Raw genomic sequence first — 498 nt, 5'->3', positions numbered from 1 at the left:
TAACGTATCAATAAGCCAGTCATCTTTTAAATTTATTAAGTCTTCACGCTCTTTTAAGTGCTTGGCTGTCTGTACTTTTTCAAATATATTGGTCACTTTTTAATTCTCCCCTTTTGGTTTATAGTTTTCAATACATATATTCCGTGTAATGTATTTTCTTGGCTAGTACACCATTCTAGGTTATTTAAATCGTTATTTTGCTTGTTTCCGTCAATATGGTTTACTATTTTTTTATTTTCTGGGTTAGGAATAAAAGCGAATGCTAATAATCTATGTTTTTTCACTTTCAAAGTTCTATTATCAAAACTTGCTGAAAATTGATAATAACCGTCTTTATCTTTGCTCTCTTTTTTTTGTTTACCGTTTTTAGAAAATAGTTTTCCGTCTTTTGTTAATGTGTATCTTTCTAACACTTTTTTATATAATTCATCATTAAACTTCATTTCTTTCTCCTTTAGTATATAATAACAAAAAAGACTTGAAAAGTCAAGCCTTAAA

The 498-nt window shown here is 27.5% G+C and carries 1 protein-coding gene; it reads right to left on the bottom strand.

Annotated features, from left to right (window positions below):
• Positions 1 to 92: 92 nt before the first annotated feature.
• Positions 93 to 498: HNH endonuclease signature motif containing protein (locus tag FDX22_RS21885; RefSeq protein ID WP_222592557.1), on the bottom strand; the 406-nt coding region annotated here is incomplete at its 5' end.

Origin of the sequence: Citrobacter sp. TBCS-14 (assembly GCF_005280805.1) — a bacterium.
Taxonomy (GTDB): Bacteria; Pseudomonadota; Gammaproteobacteria; order Enterobacterales; family Enterobacteriaceae; genus Citrobacter; species Citrobacter gillenii.
Note: the sequence above shows the minus strand (reverse complement) of the source record. Positions and strands in the feature narration are given on the sequence as shown.